Annotated in this window: 17 protein-coding genes and 2 tRNA genes; 5 read left to right on the top strand and 14 right to left on the bottom strand. The window is 70.8% G+C overall.

Annotated features, from left to right (window positions below; genetic code table 11):
• Positions 1 to 37 precede the first annotated feature (37 nt).
• The 5 genes from clpX to ACFWU9_RS35595 form a co-directional block, all read right to left on the bottom strand.
• A complete protein-coding gene (gene clpX, locus ACFWU9_RS35615) occupies positions 38 to 1330 on the bottom strand; it encodes an ATP-dependent Clp protease ATP-binding subunit ClpX (protein ID WP_384325237.1) in 1293 nt (430 codons plus the stop codon).
• Between the two features lie 144 nt (positions 1331 to 1474).
• Positions 1475 to 2158, bottom strand: coding sequence for an ATP-dependent Clp protease proteolytic subunit (locus ACFWU9_RS35610; protein ID WP_384325236.1), 684 nt, complete (start codon positions 2156 to 2158; stop codon positions 1475 to 1477).
• Positions 2159 to 2211: 53 nt separating this feature from the next.
• Positions 2212 to 2817 (bottom strand): ATP-dependent Clp protease proteolytic subunit, encoded by a 606-nt coding sequence (locus ACFWU9_RS35605; protein WP_031231653.1) that lies wholly within the window; start codon positions 2815 to 2817, stop codon positions 2212 to 2214.
• A 278-nt stretch (positions 2818 to 3095) separates the two neighbouring features.
• On the bottom strand, positions 3096 to 4541 hold the full coding sequence (gene tig, locus ACFWU9_RS35600; RefSeq protein ID WP_384325235.1) for a trigger factor: 1446 nt from the start codon (positions 4539 to 4541) through the stop codon (positions 3096 to 3098).
• A 178-nt stretch (positions 4542 to 4719) separates the two neighbouring features.
• A tRNA-Pro gene (locus ACFWU9_RS35595) sits at positions 4720 to 4796 on the bottom strand.
• Between the two features lie 146 nt (positions 4797 to 4942).
• Between ACFWU9_RS35595 and ACFWU9_RS35590 the strand changes: the two genes are divergently transcribed.
• A tRNA-Gly gene (locus ACFWU9_RS35590) sits at positions 4943 to 5013 on the top strand.
• A 90-nt stretch (positions 5014 to 5103) separates the two neighbouring features.
• On the opposite strand, the gene ACFWU9_RS35585 is transcribed toward ACFWU9_RS35590, so the two are convergent.
• Entirely contained in the window at positions 5104 to 5298 is a 195-nt protein-coding gene (locus ACFWU9_RS35585) for a hypothetical protein (RefSeq protein ID WP_384325234.1), read from the bottom strand.
• Positions 5299 to 5757: 459 nt separating this feature from the next.
• On the opposite strand from ACFWU9_RS35585, the gene ACFWU9_RS35580 reads away from it, so the two are divergent.
• Positions 5758 to 6978, top strand: coding sequence for an acyltransferase family protein (locus ACFWU9_RS35580; RefSeq protein WP_384325233.1), 1221 nt, complete (start codon positions 5758 to 5760; stop codon positions 6976 to 6978).
• Here the strand turns inward: ACFWU9_RS35580 and ACFWU9_RS35575 are convergent.
• Positions 6958 to 7404, bottom strand: a complete 447-nt coding sequence (locus ACFWU9_RS35575; RefSeq protein ID WP_384325232.1) for an HD domain-containing protein — start codon at positions 7402 to 7404, stop codon at positions 6958 to 6960. The two genes, ACFWU9_RS35580 and ACFWU9_RS35575, sit on opposite strands and share 21 nt — an antisense overlap.
• Positions 7405 to 7547: 143 nt before the next feature.
• On the opposite strand from ACFWU9_RS35575, the gene ACFWU9_RS35570 reads away from it, so the two are divergent.
• Positions 7548 to 8756 (top strand): cation:proton antiporter, encoded by a 1209-nt coding sequence (locus ACFWU9_RS35570; protein ID WP_384325231.1) that lies wholly within the window; start codon positions 7548 to 7550, stop codon positions 8754 to 8756.
• Between the two features lie 58 nt (positions 8757 to 8814).
• On the opposite strand, the gene ACFWU9_RS35565 is transcribed toward ACFWU9_RS35570, so the two are convergent.
• Positions 8815 to 9960, bottom strand: a complete 1146-nt coding sequence (locus tag ACFWU9_RS35565) for a PP2C family protein-serine/threonine phosphatase (RefSeq protein ID WP_384325230.1) — start codon at positions 9958 to 9960, stop codon at positions 8815 to 8817.
• A 108-nt stretch (positions 9961 to 10068) separates the two neighbouring features.
• Here ACFWU9_RS35565 and ACFWU9_RS35560 point away from each other — a divergent pair, with 108 nt between their 5' ends.
• Entirely contained in the window at positions 10069 to 11322 is a 1254-nt protein-coding gene (locus ACFWU9_RS35560) for a GNAT family N-acetyltransferase (RefSeq protein ID WP_384325229.1), read from the top strand.
• 23 nt (positions 11323 to 11345) lie between these two features.
• Here the strand turns inward: ACFWU9_RS35560 and ACFWU9_RS35555 are convergent, their stop codons facing one another.
• The 6 genes from ACFWU9_RS35555 to ACFWU9_RS35530 all read right to left on the bottom strand — a co-directional run bounded on the left by ACFWU9_RS35555 (position 11346) and on the right by ACFWU9_RS35530 (position 19008).
• The gene (locus ACFWU9_RS35555; protein ID WP_384325228.1) at positions 11346 to 12167 is read right to left on the bottom strand and encodes an Fpg/Nei family DNA glycosylase; all 822 of its coding nucleotides are present in this window, start codon (positions 12165 to 12167) and stop codon (positions 11346 to 11348) included.
• A gap of 114 nt (positions 12168 to 12281) precedes the next feature.
• Positions 12282 to 12770, bottom strand: coding sequence for a ribose-5-phosphate isomerase (locus ACFWU9_RS35550; RefSeq protein ID WP_384325227.1), 489 nt, complete (start codon positions 12768 to 12770; stop codon positions 12282 to 12284).
• 118 nt (positions 12771 to 12888) lie between these two features.
• Positions 12889 to 13482, bottom strand: coding sequence for a biotin transporter BioY (locus tag ACFWU9_RS35545; protein WP_384325226.1), 594 nt, complete (start codon positions 13480 to 13482; stop codon positions 12889 to 12891).
• A 318-nt stretch (positions 13483 to 13800) separates the two neighbouring features.
• Positions 13801 to 16836, bottom strand: a complete 3036-nt coding sequence (locus ACFWU9_RS35540) for a BRCT domain-containing protein (protein ID WP_384325225.1) — start codon at positions 16834 to 16836, stop codon at positions 13801 to 13803.
• 67 nt (positions 16837 to 16903) lie between these two features.
• Positions 16904 to 17530, bottom strand: coding sequence for a histidine phosphatase family protein (locus tag ACFWU9_RS35535; RefSeq protein ID WP_384325224.1), 627 nt, complete (start codon positions 17528 to 17530; stop codon positions 16904 to 16906).
• Positions 17527 to 19008, bottom strand: a complete 1482-nt coding sequence (locus tag ACFWU9_RS35530) for an FGGY-family carbohydrate kinase (RefSeq protein WP_384325223.1) — start codon at positions 19006 to 19008, stop codon at positions 17527 to 17529. The genes ACFWU9_RS35535 and ACFWU9_RS35530 overlap by 4 nt, the downstream gene beginning before the upstream one ends.
• 174 nt (positions 19009 to 19182) lie before the next feature.
• Here ACFWU9_RS35530 and ACFWU9_RS35525 point away from each other — a divergent pair, with 174 nt between their 5' ends.
• Complete coding sequence (locus tag ACFWU9_RS35525; RefSeq protein ID WP_384325222.1) at positions 19183 to 20613, top strand: ABC transporter substrate-binding protein; 1431 nt, start codon at positions 19183 to 19185, stop codon at positions 20611 to 20613.
• The last annotated feature ends 187 nt before the right edge of the window (positions 20614 to 20800 follow it).

Here is a 20800-nt window from a genome sequence, read left to right as displayed (position 1 = left end):
GGCCGGGCGCCCCTCTTCCCGCGTAGGGCCTTCGCCGTTACGCGGACTTCTCGTGGCGGCCGTCGTTCTTCACGATCCGCGGCTCGCGCGGGACCAGCGTCGGGTTCACGTTGTTGCGGACGACGTCCGCGGTGATGACCACGCGGGCCACGTCCTTGCGGGACGGGACCTCGTACATCACCGACTGGAGGACCTCCTCCAGGATCGCGCGCAGTCCGCGCGCGCCCGTGCCGCGCAGGATCGCCTGGTCGGCGATGGCTTCGAGGGCGGGGAGGTCGAAGTCCAGCTCCACACCGTCGAGTTCGAAGAGGCGCTGGTACTGCTTCACCAGGGCGTTGCGCGGCTCGACCAGGATCTTGAGGAGCGCCTCGCGGTCCAGGTTGTGCACCGAGGTCAGGACCGGGAGGCGGCCGATGAACTCGGGGATCATCCCGAACTTCACCAGGTCCTCCGGCATGACCTCCTGGAACTGGTCGCTCTCCTCGATCTCGCGCTTGGAGCGGATCGTCGCGCCGAAGCCGATGCCCTTCGCGCCGGCCCGGGACTCGATGATCTTCTCCAGGCCCGCGAAGGCGCCGCCCACGATGAACAGCACGTTCGTCGTGTCGATCTGGATGAACTCCTGGTGCGGGTGCTTACGGCCGCCCTGCGGCGGGACCGAGGCCGTGGTGCCCTCCAGGATCTTCAGCAGGGCCTGCTGGACGCCCTCGCCGGAGACATCGCGGGTGATCGACGGGTTCTCGCTCTTGCGGGCGACCTTGTCGATCTCGTCGATGTAGATGATCCCGGTCTCGGCCTTCTTGACGTCGTAGTCGGCCGCCTGGATCAGCTTCAGCAGAATGTTCTCGACGTCCTCGCCGACATAGCCGGCCTCGGTGAGCGCCGTCGCGTCCGCGATCGCGAACGGTACGTTCAGCATCCGGGCCAGCGTCTGGGCGAGGAGCGTCTTGCCGGAGCCCGTGGGGCCCAGCAGCAGGATGTTGGACTTGGCGAGCTCGATCGCGTCGTCGCGGCTCGCGCCGCCGCCGTTCTCACCGGCCTGCACCCGCTTGTAGTGGTTGTACACCGCCACCGAGAGCGCCTTCTTCGCGGGCGCCTGCCCGACGACGTACCCCTCAAGGAACTCGTAGATCTCGCGCGGCTTGGGCAGTTCCTCCCACCGCACCTCGGAGGTCTCGGCGAGCTCCTCCTCGATGATCTCGTTGCAGAGGTCGATGCACTCGTCGCAGATATAGACCCCGGGACCTGCGATGAGCTTCTTCACCTGCTTCTGGCTCTTCCCGCAGAACGAGCACTTGAGCAGGTCGCCGCCATCACCGATGCGTGCCACGAGGTGCTTCCCCTTCGCCTGGGAGCAGCCTGGTTCAGCGGCTCCTGTGCCTCATACCCGACGGTACCTTGCCTGGCCCCCCGTACGGGCCCCCCTTGGCACGGTTCACAAGGACGTGAGACCGCGCCAAGGGCACCGGACGGGTCAGGCCGCTGCCGCCGCCGTCGTCTTACGGGTCGAGACGATCTGGTCGACCAGACCGTACGCCAGAGCGTCCTCGGCGGTCAGGATCTTGTCGCGCTCGATGTCGTCGCGGACCTTCTCGATCGGCGTCGTGGAGTGCTTGGCGAGCATGTCCTCGAGCTGTGCGCGCATGCGCAGGATCTCGTTGGCCGCGATCTCCAGGTCGGAGAGCTGCTCGCGGCCGGTCTGGCTGGACGGCTGGTGGATCAGGACGCGCGCGTTCGGCAGGGCCAGGCGCTTGCCCGCCGTGCCGGCCGCGAGCAGGACCGCGGCCGCGGAGGCGGCCTGTCCCATGCAGACCGTCTGGATGTCGGGCTTCACGAACTGCATCGTGTCGTAGATGGCCGTGAGGGCCGTCATCGAGCCGCCGGGGCTGTTGATGTAGATCGAGATGTCACGGTCGGGGTCCATGGACTCCAGGCACAGCAGCTGCGCCATGACGTCGTTGGCCGACGCGTCGTCGATCTGGACACCGAGGAAGATCACGCGCTCCTCGAAGAGCTTCGCGTACGGGTCGTACTCGCGTACGCCCTGCGAGGTGCGCTCCACGAAGCGCGGGATGACGTAGCGGTTGTCCACCTGGGGGCCGGTGTAGAGGCCGCTCGCGGAGGCGCCGGGGAAGTTGTTCATTGGGGTGTTCACCATCCTGGTGGCGTTCGATGGGCTGACGTGGCCGGTCCTGGGCGTGCTGTCCGCCCTCAGGCGCCGGTGCCGCCGCCGCCCGGAACACCCGAAGCAGCGGAGATGATCTCGTCGATGATGCCGTAGGACACGGCCTCCTCGGCGGTGAACCAGCGGTCGCGGTCACCGTCGCGGATGATGGTCTCTTCGGTCTGGCCCGTGTGCCGGGCGGTGATCTCGGCCATGCGCTTCTTCGTACGGAGCAGCTGCTCGGCCTGGATCTTGATGTCGGACGCGGTGCCTCCGAGGCCCGCGGAGCCCTGGTGCATGAGGATGTCGGTGTTGGGCAGCGCGAAGCGCTTGCCGGCGGTGCCGCCGGTCAGCAGGAACTGGCCCATGGAGGCCGCCATGCCCATACCGATGGTCACCACGTCGTTCGGGATGTACTGCATGGTGTCGTAGACCGCCATGCCGGCCGTGACCGAACCACCGGGGCTGTTGATGTAGAGGTAGATGTCCTTCTCGGGCTCGGCCGCGAGGAGGAGAAGCTGCGCGGTGATCTTGTTGGCGATGTCGTCGTCGACCTGCTGGCCGAGGAAGATGATCCGCTCACCGAGCAGTCGGCTGTAGACCTGGTCGCCGAGGCCACCACCGAGGGACGGCTCACCGGCGGCGTAAGGCATCAGATTCGTCACGTGTCCACCTGCTCGTCTCTGACGGCTCCGGCCGTCTCAGCGTCTTTCGTTCCGGGGGACGGGGCACTCCCCAGCCCTCGTATTCATGGACCCTAACGCGCTGGTCGGCGGGCGCCATCCCGCTTCCTGGACTGTTCGCTGGCAGCGCAAGGTAGTTGGGTCGTGGCAGGGGGCGGGGTACGGCCGCAGGGCCGGACAGGGCCACGGAGCGGGCCCCGGGCGCGAGTCGCGTCCCGGGGCCCGGACATCCGGTGGAGCGGGGACGCTCAGCCCTCGTTCTTCGTCTCGGGCTTCTCGTCGTCCGTCGCGGCCTCGGTGGCGGCCTCGGCCGCGGTGTCCGTGGCGCTGTCGCCGGCGGACGCCTCGACGGCCTCGGTGGTCTCGTCGGCCTCGGCGTCTTCGTCGTCCTGGAGGTCGACGACCTCACCGTTCGTGTCCGTCACCTTGGCGGCCTCGACCACCACGGCGAGCGCCTTGCCGCGGGCGACCTCGCCGACGAGCATCGGCACCTGGCCGCCTTCGACGACGGCCTGCGCGAACTGGTCGGGCGACATGCCGGAGGACTGCGCGCGACGCATGAGGTGCTCGGTGAGCTCCTCCTGGTTCACGTTCAGCTTCTCCTTGTTGACCAGCTCGTCGAGGATGAACTGGGTCTTGATGCCCTTGACCGCCTGCTCCTTGGTCTCCTCGTCGAACTCCTCCTCCGTCTTGCCCTGGATCTCCAGGTACTTCGGAAGGTCGAGGCCCATCTGACCGAGCTGGTGGTGCTCCAGGTTGTGCCTGCGGGTCTTGATCTCGTCCTCGAGGAGCTTCTCGGGGATCGGGACCTCGGCCAGCTTCAGCAGCTCGTCGAGGACGCGCTCCTGGGCCTGGGTGGCCTGGTCGTACTGCTTCATGTTGGCGAGGCGCTTGCGGCTGTCCGCCTTCAGCTCCTCCAGGGTGTCGAACTCGCTCGCCATCTGCGCGAACTCGTCGTCCAGGTCGGGCAGCTCGCGCGAGGCGACCTGGGTGACCTTGACGGAGACCTCGGCGTCCTTGCCCTCGGCGGTGCCGCCCTTGAGCTGCGAGGTGAAGGTGGCCTCGCCGCCGGCCTCCAGGCCGGTCACGGCCTCGTCGATGCCTTCGAGCAGCTCACCGGAGCCGATGGTGTACTGCACGTCGCTGGCGACGCCGTCCTCCAGGACCTCGCCGTCGACCTTGGCCTCCAGGTCGATCGTCACGACGTCGCCCTCGGCGGCGGCGCGCTCGACGGGGCTGGTGGAGGCGAAACGCTCACGGAGCTCGTCGACGGACTTGTCGACGTCCTCGTCGGAGACGCCGACCGCGTCGACGGTGACCTCGATACCGGTGTAGTCCGGGATCTCGATGACCGGGCGGATGTCGACCTCGGCGGTGAAGGAGAGCAGCTCGCCGTCCTTCAGCTCCTTGATGTCGACCTCGGGCTGCCCGAGGACATTGAGCTCGCCCTCGTTGACGGCCTCCGTGTAGAACTTCGGAAGGGCGTCGTTGACGGCCTCCTCCAGCACAGCTCCACGGCCGAACCGCTGGTCGATGACGCGGGCCGGGATCTTGCCCTTGCGGAAGCCCTTCACCGTGACCTGGTCGTTGATCTTCTTGTACGCCGCGTCGAGGCTGTCCTTGAGCTCCTCGAAGGGCACCTCGACAGTGAGCCGAACCCGGGTCGGGTTCAGGGTCTCCACGGCGCTCTTCACGGTTCGGTCTCCTTGGTGGCTGATTCTGGGGATCCGTTACGCCCACCGTGACTCCGGCGGACCTGCGGATTCGGCCCGGTTCTTCACAGTCTCTTCAGACACACGGGCACGCAGCTTGCATAGTAGCCGCAAGCGGGATGACGCCCACAACGCGATCCTGGACAGCCACGTGTACTGATGGTCGGGGTGGCCGGATTCGAACCGACGACCTTCCGCTCCCAAAGCGGACGCGCTACCAAGCTGCGCCACACCCCGTCGGTGCGACACGTAGGGTACATGCCCGCGGGCGCCGCGCCGGACGTGTTTACCGGTGCGGGAGCGACGGGGAAGCGGTGTGCGCCGAGCGCCACGGACCCGCTACGATGTTTTCCGTGCCGCGGTCCTGATGACCACCGGCGCGTGCGGGCGTAGCTCAATGGTAGAGCCCTAGTCTTCCAAACTAGCTACGCGGGTTCGATTCCCGTCGCCCGCTCCGTACGGCTCGGGGCCGGTCCGGAGGTTCGTCCTCCCGGACCGGCCCCGAGGCGTTTCAGAGGACCGGGTCGACCGCCGCGCGGCGGTCCTAGAAGCTGATCTGGTTGATCGTCTCGGCCAGCGAGTCGAGGACCCTGTTCACCGAGGGCGCCATGTCCGTGGAGGCCAGGAAGAAGCCGAAGAGGATCGCGACCGTCGCCGGGCCGCCCTTCAGGGAGCCGCCGCGGATCAGCACCACGAGGATGATCGCCAACAGCAGCACCACAGACAGTGAAATAGCCACAACTGATCACACCCTCGGTCGGTCCGCCCTGCCGGCCGCGGGAGCTCACGGCCTCGCACATTCCCGCTGCCTCCATCGTGCCACCAACCTCCGCCCAGTAGGCGTCCCGTGACGAATCATCGAGGTAAGGATCACGCCAACTCGGCCCGGCGGGCGCGCGGGGTGGGCGCCGGGTGTACGCGGGGTGCGCGCGGAGCGGGAGCATAAACGGGCACGTCAATTCGATGCGATCATTTCCGTGCGTTCACAGTCGACTCACAGCCAATTCGCAGCCGTCGGCGGACAGTTCGGCCGTTGAATTCACTCGGAGTCATATCGAGGGTCACACCTTGGCGATATGCCCTATTTAAGCGGGATTAACAGGGGCATATCTACTGGTGAGAGGCTGTTTCGGTGTCGAACACCCCAGGTGTTCAGGACGTTTTACTCAACGCATTGTGCGGCGCTAGGGTTAATCAGATGTCCCCAGCTCCGCACGGATATGAGAGGGCTCCGCTCCCCCGCTCACGGGAGTTGGATCCCGTCCCCCCAACCGCACAGACCGCGTCGGCCGCCGTGGCCGAAACCCCCGCACGGACCGCTCAGGATTCCGCGAAGTCGACACCTCCCGCCGCGAGGACGTCCACGAAGCGAGACGCGTTCTTCGACAACGCGAAGTACCTGGCCATCGTGCTGGTGGCCATGGGGCACGCCTGGGAACCGGTCATGGAGGGCAGCCGGGCGACGAAGGCGCTCTACATGGTCGTCTACTCGTTCCACATGCCGGCCTTCATCATCATCTCCGGCTACTTCTCCCGGAGTTACACCGGGCGCCCGCACCAGATCAGACGCCTGCTGACCGGGATCGCCGTCCCGTACGTCGTCTTCGAGGTCGCGTACTCGCTCTTCAAGCGGCTCACCAACGACCCGGGCCACCCCATCAGTCTGCTGGACCCCTGGTATCTCACCTGGTTCCTGGCCGCGTTGTTCATCTGGCGGCTGACCACTCCCCTCTGGCTCTCGCTGCGCCATCCCCTGCCGGTCGCCCTCGGTATCGCCGCGCTCGCCTCCTTCGCACCGAACATCGGCGAGGACCTGGGCCTCCAGCGCGTGCTTCAGTTCCTGCCGCTCTTCGTGCTCGGGCTCGTCCTCAAGCCCGAGCACTTCCAGTTGGTGCGGCGGCGTGAGGTCAGGCTGCTGGCCGTACCCGTCTTCGCGGGCGCGCTCGCCTTCGCGTACTGGGCCGCCGTCCGGATGCAGAACGCGTGGTTCTACCACAACAGCGCGGCGCAGGACCAAGGGGCGCCGTGGTGGACGGGCGTCGTGATGACCTTCGCGCTGTTCGGCTGCTCGGTCGTGCTGACGGCCGCGTTCCTGTCGTGGGTGCCGCGCCGCACGATGTGGTTCACCGCGCTCGGCGCGGGCACCATCTGCGGCTATCTGCTGCACGGTTTCCTGATCAAGGGCGCCGTGTACAGCGGCATCTTCGACACGAACGCCTGGCTGAACGAGCCCGCCGGCAGGGTCTTCCTCACGCTGCTCGCGGGCGCCGCGATGACACTGCTCTGCACGCCGCCGGTCCGCCGGCTCTTCCGGGCCGCGACGGAGCCGGAGATGGCGTGGGCGTTCCGGAGGGACGCGGTGTCCGGTGCCGGCGCGCGGGGAACGGGCGCGGGCCGGTCAGTGAGGCAGGCCGAGTAGCCGCCGTACCTCCGCGTACTTCTCGGTGAGCCTGGTCCGGGTCGCCTCGTCCAGCACGGCGAGGCGGCCCGGATCCGCGTTGTGGGCCAGATCCGACTCCTTGACGAGCAGCGCGCCGGGTGTGGCCAGAATGCGACGGGTGTACGTGAGGGTGTCCTCGCCCTTCACCTTCGTCACCGCCAGGACCATGTCCTTGACCGGGGCCGGCAGCGCGGCGGCGTCGAGCCGCTCCCGGGAGAGCGCGCCGTCCTCGACGGAGTCGTGCAGCCAGGCCGCCGCGATCTGCTCGTCCGAGCCGCCGCGCGCCCTGACCCCGTCGGCGACCGCCCGAAGGTGCTCGGTGTAGGGCCGGCCGGCCTTGTCGGTCTGGCCGGCGTGGGCCTCGCGCGCGATCAACTCCACCTCGGCCAGGCTGAGATACGTCATGGGTCGGGCTCCCTGGGTGTGTGCCGGACGGGGCGAAAGTTGCAGGATAAATGGTTTGGTAAACTAATTACTGACGATTCCTTGACGCTCCTTTGACTTGATGGAGGAACGGTCCCATCGGACACGCAGACACCCTCATAGCCATGGGCGGCGCCTTCCTCGCCGCCGCCTTCCTCGCCCGTCTCGGCAGCCGGATCGAGCTGCCGACCATCCCGCTGTTCATCCTGGCCGGAATCCTGCTCGGACCGCACACCCCCGGCATCGTGCTGCTCTCCGACCCGCACGACCTGGAGATGCTGTCGGCCCTCGGCCTCGTCCTGCTGCTCTTCTACCTCGGCCTCGAATTCCATCTCGACGATCTCAAGGCGGGCGGGCGCAAGATGGCCCTCGCCGGCGGGGCGTATCTCGCGCTGAACGTGGGCGCCGGGCTCGGCTTCGGGTTCGCGCTGGGCTGGGGCACCTCGGAGGCGCTGGTCCTCGCCGGTGTGCTCGGTATCTCCTCGTCCGCGATCGTGACGAAGATCCTGGTCGATCTCGGCCGTATCGGGAATCCCGAGACCCGGCCGATCCTCGGGATCATCGTCGTCGAGGACATCTTCCTCGCGCTCTACCTGGCCGCGCTCCAGCCGATCCTCTCCGGTGCCGACAGTCTCTCCGCCGCGCTGGCGGACGGCGGGAAGGCCTTCGGATTCCTGCTGTTGCTGGCTCTCGCCGCCCGCTTCGGCAAGAAGGTCATCGGCCGCCTCATCGACACGAAGGACGACGAGCTGCTCGTCATCTCCTTCCTGGGCGCGGCGGTCTTCATGGCCGGGGTCTCCGAGTGGTTCGGTGTCGCGGACGCGATCGGCGCCTTCATGGTCGGTCTGATGCTGGGCAGTACGGCCTCCGGCGACCGGATCCGCACGCTGGTGCATCCGCTGCGGGACGCGTTCGGCGCCATCTTCTTCTTCGCCTTCGGGCTGTCCATCAATCCGGGCGATCTGCCGACGGTGCTGTGGCCGGTCGTGGCGGCCGTCACCGTGACGCTGACGATGAACGTGGTGGCGGGACTGGTGGCCGCGCGCGTCTACCGCTTCGGCTCCGGCCCCGCGGCGAACATCGCCACGACACTGGTCGCACGCGGCGAGTTCGCGCTGATCCTGGCGACCATGGCGGCGGGCGCGGCGCTGGACGAGCGGCTGGCCCCGTTCATCGCGGGCTATGTGCTGATCCTCGCCGTCCTCGGCCCGCTCGCCGCGGCCAAGTCGCACTGGCTGGCGCGGGTGCTGCCGGGCGGCGGGCGCGGGGGTGGTGGTGACGACGGGGCCGCCGGCGGCGGTGAGCTGTCACTGGCCAGGACGTCGGGCGCCTGACCGGCGACGGGGCCGGTGCGGGGCCGGTGCGGACGGGTACGTACCGGCCCCTCGGGCCTCAGCCCTCGCGGCAGATCAGCAGCAGCGCCCTGTCGTCGTTGACATGCTTCGCCACCGACTCGATCAGGTGCCACGCCGCTCCCACGAAGCCCGCCGCGACATAGCGGTCCGCCTCGCCCGAGAGACGGTCCATGCCCTCGCTGAGGTCGCGGCCCGACGCCTCGACCAGGCCGTCCGTGAACAGCATCAGTACGTCGCCGGGCAGCAGAACGCCCTTGACCGGATCGAACTCCGCGCGGTTGTACACCCCGAGGAGCGGGCCCTCCGCCGCCATCTCCTCCCAGCGCCCGCTGCCCGCGTGGAGCTGGAGCGCGGGCAGGTGGCCCGCCGACAGCAGCTCGTACTCGCCCGACTCCAGGTCCAGGACCAGATGGATGGAGGTCGCGAAGCCCTCGTCCCAGTCCTGGCGCAGGAGATAGCCGTTGGCGGCGGGCAGGAAGTCGTGCGGCGGGAGCGAGCCGAGGAGACCGCCGAAGGCGCCGGACAGCAGCAGTGCGCGCGAGCCCGCGTCCATGCCCTTGCCGGAGACATCGGTGAGGACGACCTCGAGCGTGCGGCCCCCGTTGGTGCGGGCCGCCACGACGAAGTCGCCGGAGAAGGACTGGCCGCCGGCCGGGCGCAGCGACATCTCACGGTGCCAGCCCTTGGGCAGGTGGGGCAGGGCGCTCTGGACCCGGATGCGTTCGCGCAGGTCGAAGAGCATCGTGCCGCCGCGCCGCCACGGCACGCCGACACGGGCCCTGAACTGGGCGATCAGCAGCCCGAAGAGCCCGCAGGCCGCGACCACGAGGACGGTGCCCGGCGTCACGGTGGCGGGCCCCTCGTCGTACGGGCCGAGGACCAGCGATTCGACGATCAGCGCGGTGGCGGCGGCCGCGTAGAGGGCGAGCAGGCTGGAGGGCCGCAGCAGCAGTCCCCCGGCCACGATCGGCAGGACGAGCGCGGACGGCGCGAACCAGACGGGGTTCGCCATGGTGGCGACGGCGATCCCGGGGACGGTCAGGAGCAGTCCGACGAGTGCGATCCAGTCCGAGCCGTCACCGCGGAAGTAGTCGACCCCGGATTTGCGCACGGCGATGCGGGCCCGGTGCAGTGACCTGCGCATCCGGGCCGTGTACGAATCCGCGTTCGCGACACCGGCCATTGTCTTTGGACCTTATCCATCGGCGGGCCACCCGTGCAGGGGGACCCCTGTGACATTGCGTTCGATATCGGGTCGCCTCGACCACCCGCGCCCTGGTACTGATGGCATATGACCACAGACTTGCGAGTACTCGAAGCCCCTGACTGGGACCGCTGGTTCGGGACGCTGGAACGAGCCTTCGGCGGGGCGCTCCTCAGCTCCGAGGAGGAGCGCGAGGCGTGGCGTTCCGTGACGGAGTGCGAACGCTCCGTGGGGGTCTGGGACGGCGACGAGTGCGTGGCGACCGCGGGGGCGTACACCTTCGGGCTCACCGTGCCGGGCGGGGGTGTGGTGTCCGCGGCGGGCGTCACGATGGTCAGCGTCGCGGCGACGCACCGGCGGCGCGGGATCCTCACCTCCATGATGCGGCGGCAGTTGGACGACGTCCGCTCATGGGGTCAGCCGCTGGCGCTGCTGACCGCCTCCGAGCCGGAGATCTACGGGCGGTTCGGATACGGCGTCGGCACCCGGCAGTTGAGCGCCGAGATCGACACCTCGCGCGTCTCGTTCCGGGTGCCCGCCGACGCGGACGGCGCCGAGCCCGTACGGCTGCGGTACGTGGCGCTCGACGACGCCCGCGAGGCGATCGAGTCGGTGTACGCGCGCCAGGTCCCGGGCCGCCCCGGGATGCTGGAGCGGCGGCCCGGGTGGGAGCGGAAGCTGCTGATCGACCCGCCCGAGGCGCGCGAGGGCGCGACCGCGCTCCAGTGCGTGCTGGCGCGGCGGGGCGAGGGCGACGGTGCCGAGACGGTCGGGTACGCGCTGTTCCGCGTCAAGGCGCTGTGGGACGCGGCCGGGCCCAGGGGCACGGTCCTTGTCGACCAGGTGTCCGCCGTGGACCCGGTGGCGTACGCGACGCTGTGGCGTTTCCTCGCGGAGATCGACCTGACGTCGACGGTGAGTGTGTCGAACCTGCCGGTGGACGACGCGTTCCAGTACCTGGTCTCCGACGTCCGGCGTGCCAACGTCCGGCTGAAGGACTCGCTGTACGTGCGGCTGGTGGAGGTGGGCGCGGCGCTCGCGGCGCGCACGTATCAGGCGCCGCTGGACGTGGTGTTGGAGGTCGAGGACGCCTTCTGCCCCTGGAACGAGGGACGTTGGCGGCTGACCGGTGACGTCAAGGGCGCGTCCTGCGAGCGGACGGCGGACGCGGCCGATCTGTCGCTCTCCGTACGGGAGTTGGGCGCGATGTATCTGGGCGGCACCTCACCGGCGGCGCTGGCGCGCGCGGGGCTGATACGTGAACGGCGGACCGGTGCGCTGACGGAGGCCTCGGCGGCCTTCGCCTCGCCGGTCGCACCGTGGCTGCCGCACGGTTTCTGAGGAGGCATCGACAAGACACCCCCCTAGGCGCGCTGGCAGCCGGGGCACCAGAACAGATTGCGGGCGGCGAGGGTGGCCGTGCGGATCTCGCTGCCGCAGAGATGACAGGGCATGGCCGCCCGCCGGTAGACGTACACCTCGCCCCCGTGGTCGTCCACGCGCGGCGGGCGGCCCATGGCCTCGGGCAGATGTTCCGGCCGTACGGTGTCGATGCGGTTGTGGCGTACCCCCTGGCGCATCAGCTCCACCAGGTCGGCCCAGATCGCCTCCCACTCGGCGCGGGTGAGGTCGCGGCCGGCCCGGTAGGGGTCGATGCCGTGCCGGAAGAGGACTTCGGCGCGGTAGACGTTGCCGACGCCCGCGATGATCTTCTGGTCCATGAGCAGGGCGGCGACGGTGGTACGGGAGCGGGAGATCCGGGCCCACGCGCGCTCCGGGTCGTTGCCGAGCGCGTCGGTCGGGCGCAGCGGGTCGGGGCCGAGCCGGTCGTGTATCGCGCGCTTCTCGGGTTCGGTGATCAGCGCGCAGGCGGTGGGGCCCCGGAGCTCCATGTACGAGGTGTCGTTGAGCAGATGCAGCCGGACGGTGTCGGTGGGCGGCGGGGCGGGGGCCTCGCCGAGCGCGACCTTTCCGAAGAGGCCGAGATGGACATGGATCCAGCCGTTGTCCGCGAAGCCGAGGAAGAGGTGCTTCCCGTGGGCGCTCACACCGTCCAGCACCCGGCCGTCGAGAAGCGCCGCGCTCTCGGTGAACCGGCCCTGTGGACTGCTCACGCGTACCGGGTCCGCGTGGAAGCGGTCGGTCAGGTCCTCGGCGAGGCGGTGGATCGTATGCCCCTCGGGCACGGGGTCTCCTTGCTGGGTGTGCCTGTGCGTGACGCGTCGTGCGTGTCGGCGGGCGCCGGCGGACCGTGACGACGGCCCGTCCGGCGCCCGCGGACGGAGACGGAGTTCGGGGCTCTAGTCCTGGTTCGGGTGGTGCGCGGGGATCGGGGGCAGTTCGCCGGTCGTCTCGTACGTCGCGAGCATCCGGATCCGGCGCGCGTGGCGCTCCTCGCCCGTGTACTCGGTGCCGAGGAAGATCTCCACGAACCTGGTCGACTCGTCCTGGGTGTGCATCCGGGCGCCGATCGAGATCACGTTCGCGTCGTTGTGCTCGCGGCTGAGTCCGGCGGTCTGCTCGTTCCAGACGAGCGCCGCGCGCACGCCCTTCACCTTGTTCGCCGCCATCTGCTCACCGTTGCCGGAGCCGCCGATCACGATGCCGAGGGCCGCCGGGTCGGCCGCGGTCCGCTCGGCGGTGCGCAGACAGAACGGCGGATAGTCGTCCTGGGCGTCGTAGACGAGCGGGCCGCAGTCGACGGGCTCGTGGCCGTGGGCCTTGAGCCACTCGACGAGGTGGTTCTTGAGTTCGAAGCCGGCATGGTCGGAGCCGAGATAGACGCGCATGGGCGAAGTGTGGCACGTGGGGCGCGGTGCGCGCTGTTCCGGGGTCGGGAGTGGCGCACCCCTGTCGGGCGGCGGATGTCGGGGGTGGCCCCGGCATCCGGTCCGCCCGGCGGCCCGGTCAGTTCTGGCGGCCGACGAGCTTCCACGCGGCGGGCAGCAGTCCCATCGCCAGCGCGGCCTTGAGCGCGTCGCCGAGCAGGAAGGGGGTGAGTCCGGCGGCGACGGCCGCGCTCGGGGACAGGTCGGCGGCGAGCGCGAGATAGGGCACGCCGACCGCGTAGATGATCAGGGAGCCGAGCACCATCGTCGCGGCGGTGCGCGGTACGGAACGGTCGCCGCCGCGCCGGGCGAGGGCGCCGACGACCGTCGCGGCGATCAGCATGCCGAGGACATAGCCGAGCGAGACGATGCCGGGGCCCGACTCGCCCTCGGAGAACCACGGCATCCCGGCCAGACCGACGAGGGTGTAGACGGCGAGCGCGAGGAAGCCCCGGCGGGCGCCGAGCGCGGTGCCGACGAGCAGCGCGGCGAAGGTCTGGCCGGTGACCGGGACCGGGGAGCCGGGGACCGGTACGGAGAGCTGTGCCGCGATGCCGGTGAACGCGGCGCCGCCGAGGACGAGCGCGGTGTCGACGGCGGACCGGTTGCGGGCGGCGGGGAGGAGATCGGCGAGGACCGCTCCGGTACGGGTGGTGACGGCGGCAGTGCTCATCGGGACTCCGGGAGGTGGTGTGGGTGGCGGGGAACAGGCTGACGGTAGCCCACCGGAGTACCCCCGGACATGGGTGACCGAGCACAACGCGGCGGCCCGGCGGATGGTGGACTTCTGACAACTGACCTGCTCCATGCCGCCGATGGGCGTGACACTCGTCACGGAATCAGCAGAGGTGAGGCTCGTCCCGCATCGGCGCGGAGCGTTTCGGGTCGCCGCGCGGGGCTCGTACGACTGTGACTTCCCCCCAAAGCGGCGAGTGAGCCCCGGTCCCGGGCCGGGGCGTGCGGCCGGGGTCCGGGCCGCTCCGGTCCCGGGTCACCAGGGGGTGTGGTTGAACCCGGTGAGAGCGAGCCACAGCCCGTTGAACGCGGCGCGCGGACGGTCGTTGAACTCGCCGCTGTCCGGCAGCAGCCTCAACAGGTCCAGCACGGCCGAGAAGTGCCCGCACTCCGCCGCGCGCTGGAGCAGCAGTTCGGTGGGGTGGTGGCGGTGGGCGTGCGGCGTGCGCCGTATCTCCGCGTAGCCCTCGGCCAGCTCCTCGATGTCCCCGTCGCCCGGTGTCAGCGGCCGGACCGGCGGGGTGCCGACGGCCGCCGACCGCTCGGCCCGCTCGATCAGCTCCTCGCCGACCGACCAGTTGTGGCCGCCCCACTCCTGAAGGAGGTCCGGGCGCCCGGCCTCCGCGAGCGCGGTCAGTACCTCGTAGGGCACCTCCCAGCCGGGCAGCGACTGGAACTCGCGGGCCAGGTCGATCCGGCCGCCGCGCACCAGGTGGACGAGCCACTCCGGCTCGGAGGTGCGGCCGGGCGGCGGGTGGCCGGCCCGGTCCGCCAGCAGTTCGCGGGCGAGGTCGTCCCGTCCGCACTCCAACAGGGCGTGCAGGACCGCCAGATGGTCCTTCCACGGGGCGGGGTCGACGGTGATGGCCCCGCGGGCGCGCCGGAACAGCTCGTCCGCGCGCTCCGGTTCCCCCAGCGCGTGACAGGCCGCGCCGAACGAGGAGGCCATGTCGGCGTCCATGTCCTTGCCCTCGGCTTCGGCGACCAGGTCCTCGGCGCGCCCGAAGACGGTCCGGGCCGGCTCGGTGAGGCCCGCGCGGGCCAGGATCACGGCGACGTCGCAGGCGGCGGCGGCCCGGTCCGTCACGTCCGGTATCTCCTCGATCAGCGCGGTCGCGGCGCCGGCCGCGCCGTGCCGTGCCCGCAGCCGGGCGGCTGCCCGCACCTGCGGGCCGATGGCGAATCCCCACCGGTCGGCGTCGAGCCCGGCGAGGCTGCGGCGCGCCGCCTCGTACAGGTCGTCGATGCCGGCCGTGTTCGGCGGCGGCCACGGGGACGGCTCGACGGCGGCGGCCTGTTTCTCCAGCTCATCCCGGCTCGCGCGGAGCAGGGCGCCGGTCTCGGTGTCGAGGAGGTCGGCGGCGGTCAGCGCGTCGGGCAGGACGCGGAGTCCGCCCCAGCGCACCGGCCAGGAGTGGCGACGGCCCACCGCCCGGGTGAGTACGGAGTCCAGCGCGGCCTCGCCGCCGTCGGGGGCGATGACGTCGTCGGGGCCGAGCGTCATCGCCCAGGTGCTCCCGTCCAGGGCGAAGAGATCGCCGCGGAAGTCGTCGGCGAGGAGGTCCTCGACGGGGCGCGGTCCTTCCGGTACCCGGAGAAAGGTGAAGTCGCCCCGGTACTCGGCGGTGTCGGCCCGTACGAAGCGGACATCGGTGGCGCCGACCAGCACCAGGATGTCGTCGGCTCCCCAGTGCACCGCGCCGATGCCCGCCGCGGGCAGGGACCGCAGCCGCCGGCCGTCGGCGGGGTCGGCGAAGGACCAGATCTCGACGGTGTCGCCGGTGGTCAGGAAGGCCGCTCGGTCCCCGTCCGGCGCCCAGGCCCACGCGTTGCGGTCGCCGCTCCACCGTTCGTCGTCCGGCCATCCGGGGTGCGGGATCGCGGCGGAGCCGGCCCGGCTGTCGCCGTCGAAGAGGTGGACGGCGGGCGCGGCGGTGTCCGAGCCGTGTGTCAGGACGGCCAGCCGGCCGGCGGCCCCCGGTGCCCAGTGCAGGGAGCACGGGCCGTCGAGCGCGAAGGGCCCGCCGCGTATCCGGCCGTCGGCCGTGTCGCGGAGGTACAGGCGGCCGTCGGTGACGGTGGCGACGCGCGCACCGTCCGGGCTGAACCGGGCGATGGTGGCGGGCGCGTACCAGATCACCTCGCGGGTCGCCGCGTCCACGCACAGCGCGTTGGCGCCGAAGACGCGCGTGCCGTCGGGCGACCAGACGGGGGCCTCGATCCACTGCCCGTTTCCGAAGTCCTCGTCGCGGAAGTCCTCGTGGCCGCTCGACTCGATCCGTTCGAACTCCTCGCGCACGGCGTCGGGGAGCGAGCGCGACAGCAGGTACGGATGGTCGCCCGTGACGCGGTGGGGCAGCCACCGCAGCGTGCCGCGGTCCAGCGGCAGGAGGCAGCCCTGGAGTCCGCCGTCGCCGTTCGTACCGCAGTGGAGGTAGATCTCCCGCCCGTCCGGGGAGAGCGCGAAGTCCGAGGGGCGGGAGTCGCCGCCCGACACGTCGACCGTGGCGATCGGTGCCGACGAGCCGGCGGTCGGCTCCCACACCCCCACCCTGTTCGTGCTGTGGGTGATCGCCAAGCGGGTGGAGTCGGCGGACCACTGGATCGTGCCCTTGTACTCGGGCCAGCCGATGCCCCCGTCGATCCGGCGCACGGTGTTGACGCACCGTCCGGCGGCGACCTCCCAGATCTGCAGGACACCGCCCTCCGCGTACTCCTGGGTCACCCAGCTGCCGGTGGCCAGATAGCGGCCGTCGGGGCTCAGCGCGTGGCCCACGATCTCCGCGTCGTGGCCGTACGGATGAACCAGCCGCGCCTCGCCCGACGCGCGTACCCGGCGGTCGGCCAGCCGGTGGGCCTCGGTCACTCCCTCCGCCCGCTCCAGCTCGAGGAGGCGGTCACGCAACGGCGGCAGATCGCGGTCGGGGGTGAAGGCCGACCAGTCGGCGCCGTCCAGGAGCCCGCGCAGCGCGTCCGGGCCCGCCGCCTCGGCGAGCGCCCGCGCCGACAGGAACGGCGGCGGTTCCTCGGCGGCCGGCGCGTCGGCGTTCCCCCGGCGGTCCAGTCCCACCATGCCCAGCAGCGCCTCTTCGTCGTAGTAGGGCGTGCGGTGCGTCTTCTCGGTGCGGGGGAGCGGCCCCGGTGATCCGTCGGCGCAGAAGATGAGGTCGGTCCGCTCGGTGACCGTCTTCGCCACCCGGGCGCCGAGCGCCTCCAGCAGTCTTACGGCCTCGCGCCTCCTGACCGAGCGGAAGGTGCCGTACAGCACCACCGTGCGTCCCCGTAATCTCATGCGAACGACCCTAGAGCGAGGCACTGACAACGCGTCTGCCACCCGCGCGGGCAAGGAGATCGGCCCTCTACGCCTCGCAGGGCACGTTCAGCGAGAGCAGCGCCACATGCCTGCCGCCGGTCCGGATCTCGCTCACCGCCGCGTTCCGCAGCCCGGGGAACACCCGCCGGTAGTCGCTGAGCGGAATCCCCAGCAGCTCGCAGAGCACCAGCCGCAGCAGGGTGTTGTGCGCGACCACCAGCACCCGGCCGCCCTCGTGGGCCGCCGCGATCCGGCGCAGCGCGTCCGCCCCGCGCGTCGCGGCCGAGCGGGGGTCCTCCGCGTCGGGGAAGGGATTGACCACCGGGTCGGCGCGGAACGCCGCCGCGCCCGTCGGGTCGGTCGCCTCGAACTCGGCCAGCGTGCGGCCCTCCATCACCCCGAAGTCGCATTCGCGCAGCCCGTGTTCGCGTCGCGGTTCGAGGCCGAGTGCCCGGCAGGCCGGCTCCGCCGTGACGATCGCGCGTGGGACCGTCGATGTCCACACCGCCTCGATGGGCGCGCCCGCCGCCGCCTGCCGCCCGGCCCACTCCCCCAGCCGCGCCGCCTGGTCGCGGCCCTCGTCGGTGAGGCCGACGTCGCTCACGCCCGCGTAGCGGTTCTCGGCGTGCCAGAGCGTCTGCCCGTGCCGGGCCAGCAGCAGGGTCGTACTCACGAGGCCTCCAGATCGTCCGTGCGTACGGCCTGCCCGGCGCGCGTACGGGCGTGCGCGGCGACCGGGGCGGGGAGCCAGCCGCGCCGTTCCAGTTCGCCGACCATCCTCAGGTAGGGCTCCAGGAAGCGCGTGGTGCGCGCCGGGTCGGGGTGCAGGACATGGCCCCGGCCGACCATGCGCTCGGCGGCGGCCGCGAGGGTGGGGGCGGCGCCGGCGCCGCCGGCGCCGTGGGCGGCGAGGACGGCCATGCCGAGTGCGGGTTCGCTGTGCCGGGGGATGTGCACGGTCCGGCCGAGGATGTCGGTGCGGAGCTGGTTCCAGTACGCGCTGCGGGAGCCGCCGCCGGTGAAGGTGAGCGGGCCGTCCTGGGGGGCGCCGAGATGGTCCAGGTAGTCCAGGCAGAGCCGTTCGGTGTGGCCGACGCCTTGGAGGAGCGCCGCCCAGTGGTCGGCGTCGGACCAGGGTGTGCCGAGGAGGAGGGGGGTGGCGTCGGGGGCCAGGAAGGGGAACCGCTCGCCGCGCGAGACCAGGGGGTAGGCGAGGACGTTCGACGGTTCGTACCGGTGGGCCTGGTCGTCGAAGTACGCCGGGTCCGCGTCGGGGAACGCCTTGCCGAGCGCGCCCGCCCCGACGCCGGAGGCGCCGCCGGGGAGCCAACCGCCGTCCGGGGAGCGGTGGTTGTAGACCACTCCGGTGCGGTCGTGGACGGGCCTCGCGGTGACGCCCTTGAGGACGAGCGTGGTGCCGAGGACGGAGTTCCACGAGCCGGTGCCCAGCGAGCCGGAGGCGATCTGGGCGGCGCAGCCGTCGGTCATCCCGGCGATGACGGGGGTGCCGGCGGGGATTCCGGTGGCCGCCTCGCCCCCGGCGTCGACCTCGCCGAGCCGCGTCCCGGGCCGTACGACCTCCGGGAACAGTCCGGCCCCCAGCCCGAGGGTGCGCAGCTTCTCGTGCGGCCAGTCGTCGCCGGTCAGGTCGTAACCGGTCTTCAGGGCGTGGCTGGAGTCGGTGGGCACGGGCCGGCCGACGAGCCGGGACACGATGTGGTCGGCCTGGTGGGCGAGGCGCACCCCCTCGCCCACCGGATGTTCCCCGAGCAACCACATCACCTTCGGCAGGGCCCAGGTGGGCTGGACGCGCAGTCCTCGCTCGCGTGCCAGCGCGGCCTCGGCGGTGGCGCGCCCGTCGTCGTACATCAGCCCGGGGGTGAGCGGCCGGCCCGCGCGGTCGGTGAGCAGGACCGTGCCGGAGGTGCCGCAGACGGCGAGGCCGCGCACCGGGCGCGCCGCGCCGGGCGGCCGGTCCCGCAGGGCTCCGCCGACCGCCGTGCGCACCGCTTCCCACCAGTCGTCGGGCGACTGCTCGTGGCGTACCCCGTCGCGGCTGCCGCCGAGTGGGGCCGCGCCGCTCCCCAGCACGTTCCCGTCGTCGTCGACGAGCACCGCGCGGGCGCTCTGTGTACCGAGATCGACACCCATCCACATATCGGCTCCCTCTGTGAAGTTCTCACTGTGCACCGAGATTTTCCGGCGCGCGCGGGATTGACGCGCAACTACCGGTGTTCCAAGCTCTGTTAACCACTCGAAGGAACGCGTTGTCCACGAGTGGGAACGTGGGGTACAGCGTCTCCTGCCGGACCCTGGAGGTCATGGATGGACATGCACGGGAAGCCCGGGCACGACCGGCGGCGGTTCCTCGCTCTGACGGCGGCGGCGTCGTCCGTCCCGCTGCTGGGCGCCTGCGGGACCGGCTTCGGCGGCGGGGACGGCAAGAGCGACGGCTCGGCGGCCGACGAGGTCACCGGATCGTTCGACTGGCGGCGGCACAAGGGCACGACCGTCAAGGCGCTGCTCAACAAGCACCCGTACACGGACGCGCTGATCGCCGAGCTGGGGACCTTCACCGAGAAGACCGGCATCGAGGTCGAGTACGACGTGTTCCCCGAGGACAACTACTTCGACAAGCTGACGGTGGATCTCTCCAGCGGCCGGGCGTCGTACGACATCTTCATGCTCGGCGCGTACATGGTGTGGCAGTACGGTCCGCCCGGCTGGCTGGAGGACCTCGGTCCTTGGATGCGCAACGAGTCCGCCACCGGCGCCGAGTGGGACCGGGGCGACTTCCTCCCCAGTCTCCTCGAAGGCACCCGGTGGTCGCTGAGGGCCGGGGAGCCGCTCGGCGAGGGCGGGCAGTACGCGCTGCCGTGGGGCTGGGAGGCCAATGTCGTCGCGTACAACCGGCAGGTCTTCGACAAGCTGGGGCTCAGGCCCGCGGAGTCCTTCGACGAGCTGCGTGAGCTCGCGGGCACCATCAAGCGCAAGGCGCCGGGCGCCGGATTCGACGGGATGTACGGGGTCGCGGTGCGCGGCTCGCGGAGCTGGGCGACGATCCATCCCGGCTTCATGACGATGTACTCCCGCTACGGGCTCAAGGACTTCACCGTCGAGGGGGAGGGTCTGAAGCCCGCCATGAACTCGCCCGAGGCCATAGCGTTCACCCGCGACTGGGCGGACATGGTCAAGAAGGGCGGGCCGCCCTCGTGGACCTCGTACACCTGGTACCAGTGCTCCAGCGACCTGGGCGCGAAGAAGGCGGGCATGCTCTTCGACGCGGACACCGCCGCGTACTTCCAGGCGGTGAAGGGTGCCTCGCCCGCCGCCGGGAACATCGCCTTCCATCCGGGCCCCAAGGGGCCGGACGGTTCGCTGGCGACCAATATGTGGATCTGGTCGCTGGGGATGAACGCCAGGAGCAAACGCAAGAGCGCGGCCTGGCTGTTCCTCCAGTGGGCCACCGGCAAGGAGCATCTGCGCAAGGGCGCGGTCGAGTACAACCACATCGATCCGGTACGGAAGTCGGTGGGCGCCGACCCAGCGTACCGGGACAAGATGAGCGAACTCCCCGGCTTCATCGAGACGTTCGAGGCCGTCCAGCACCAGACGCGGATCCAGTTCACCCCGCAGGAGCAGTTCTTCGACGCGACCACCAGCTGGGCGTCGGCGCTCCAGGAGATCTACGGGGGCAGGAGCGCGGGGCCGGTGCTGAACGGCCTGGCAGGCGATCTGGCCCCGAAGGTCGGGTGAGGGCCGATGGACTCGTCGACGGAGGCCGATCACGGGGCGGCCTCGTCCGACGACGCGGCCGTGGGCGGCGCCCCGGTGAATGCGCCGGCCCCCGGGCCGGGGGGCGTCCCGGTGGGGTTTAAAAAACAGTAGCGGGCGCCGAAAATATTTTTGTTTTTATAGGGGGTGGGCGGGTGATGTAAAAAAG

This window comes from Streptomyces sp. NPDC058653, from assembly GCF_042716895.1.
In the GTDB taxonomy this organism is placed as follows: Bacteria; Actinomycetota; Actinomycetes; order Streptomycetales; family Streptomycetaceae; genus Streptomyces.
The sequence above is the reverse complement of the archived record's forward strand: the minus strand, read 5'-3'. Positions and strand labels throughout refer to the sequence as shown.